Origin of the sequence: Brevibacterium senegalense (assembly GCF_000285835.1) — a bacterium.
GTDB classification, from domain to species: Bacteria; Actinomycetota; Actinomycetes; order Actinomycetales; family Brevibacteriaceae; genus Brevibacterium; species Brevibacterium senegalense.
On sequence record NZ_HE978613.1, the window covers coordinates 9,541 to 11,060 of the forward strand.

Genomic DNA, 1,520 nt, shown 5'->3' on the forward strand with positions numbered 1-1,520 from the left:
TCTAGGGAAGAGCCCGCGTCAGGCTTGGACTTACTATCGCCCCTCGGTGCTATCATCGCGGTATGGCGATTAATGGGGTTGCTGAGACCGTTTGGTCCGAAGAGCGCAGTGCTTATGCGGCGCTGTTTCATGCGCTGGCCGAGCCGACGCGCCTGGCGCTGCTGGAGCACTTGGCCACTGGCGAGCACCGCGTGCGGGATCTGGTCCACCACATGCATCTGGCGCAGTCGACAGTCAGCAAGCATTTGGCCTGTCTGCGTGACTGCGGACTGGTCACCGTGCGCGCTGAGGGGCGGTCCTCGTGGTTCTCGCTGGCCGATCCGGCCCGACTGGAGGATCTGGTCGAGAGCGCGGATGAGCTGCTGAGGGCGTCCGGGGTGTCGCTTTCGTTGCGTGACCACGACCATCACGAGCCGATCGTTGAGGAGGATGAGGGGCATGGCGGAAACTGACAGGGGTGGGCACGTGCACAGTCATGTCCCGGAGCGGGCTGATCGGGGGACGCGCCGTCGGCTGCTGATCGCGTTCTGCATCATCGCCGTCATTGTCGTGGCGCAGGCGGTGGGCAGCGTGATCACCGGCAGCCTGGCTCTGCTGACGGATACCGCTCATGCGCTGGCTGATGCGTCTGGGCTGTTGGTGGCGGTCATCGCGGCGACGATGATGCTGCGTCCGCCGAGCAGTGAGCGGACGTGGGGTTTCGCCCGGATCGAGGTCATCGCCGCGCTCGGGCAGGCTGTGCTGCTGCTCGTGGTCGGCACCTATGCCGCCGTCGAGGGTATCCGCCGACTGTTCGAGCCCACGGAGGTGCCCGGCACCGAGCTGCTGGTGTTCGGTGTGATCGGCCTGGTCGCCAACATCGCCGCGATCGCTGTGCTGGCATCCAACCGCGACGCGAACTTCAATATGCGCGCGGCGTTCCTCGAAGTGCTCAACGATGCCCTGGGATCGCTGGGCGTGATCATCGCGGCGATCGTGATCGCGACCACCGGGTTCCAGCGCGCCGACACCATCGCCGGACTGTTCATTGCGGCTTTGATCGTTCCCCGCGCGTTCCGGCTTCTGCGCGAGACGGTGCGGGTGCTGATGGAGTTCACTCCCAAGGGAGTCGACCTCGAAGAGGTCCGCGCCCACATCTTGGAGCTCGATCACGTCCGCGATGTGCACGATCTGCACGCCTCCATGATCGGCACTGGCCTGCCGGTCATCTCCGCGCACGTCGTCGTCGACGATGACTGCTTCGAATCCGGTCACGCCCCGCAGATCCTGGAGGCGATCCTCGCCTGCGTCAAGGAACACTTCCCCGTCGCCTTCGACCACGCCACGATCCAAGTGGAGACGGCTGCCCTGCGAGACCGGGAACTGCCCGCAGTCCAACACGCCTGACGAGCCGGGTGTTCGGCGTCGCCTTGGCGTCCTGTTGCCACGTGTCGTCAGGATCGCCCGGGGGATGGGACCGGCCGCTACTCCCATGGGGGATGGGGGCAGCGGCCGGTCAGCCTGTTCAGTTGAAGGAGATG

Annotated in this window: 2 protein-coding genes; both read left to right on the forward strand. The window is 65.7% G+C overall.

Translation table 11 applies throughout. From position 1 onward, the window contains the following. The first annotated feature begins 62 nt into the window (after positions 1 to 62). Positions 63 to 452 carry an ArsR/SmtB family transcription factor gene (locus tag HGBR_RS15665; RefSeq protein ID WP_019160292.1) on the forward strand — a complete coding sequence of 130 codons (390 nt, stop codon included), beginning with the start codon at positions 63 to 65 and terminating at the stop codon, positions 450 to 452. Next, positions 439 to 1,386 carry a cation diffusion facilitator family transporter gene (locus HGBR_RS15670; RefSeq protein ID WP_026077661.1) on the forward strand — a complete coding sequence of 316 codons (948 nt, stop codon included), beginning with the start codon at positions 439 to 441 and terminating at the stop codon, positions 1,384 to 1,386. The genes HGBR_RS15665 and HGBR_RS15670 overlap by 14 nt, the downstream gene beginning before the upstream one ends. The last annotated feature ends 134 nt before the right edge of the window (positions 1,387 to 1,520 follow it).

Bases quoted from the DNA above. Each gene is read 5' to 3' on its own strand.
- HGBR_RS15665 (WP_019160292.1), top strand. From the start codon at position 63: ATGGCGATTAATGGGGTTGCTGAGACCGTTTGGTCCGAAGAGCGCAGT.
- HGBR_RS15670 (WP_026077661.1), top strand. From the start codon at position 439: ATGGCGGAAACTGACAGGGGTGGGCACGTGCACAGTCATGTCCCGGAG.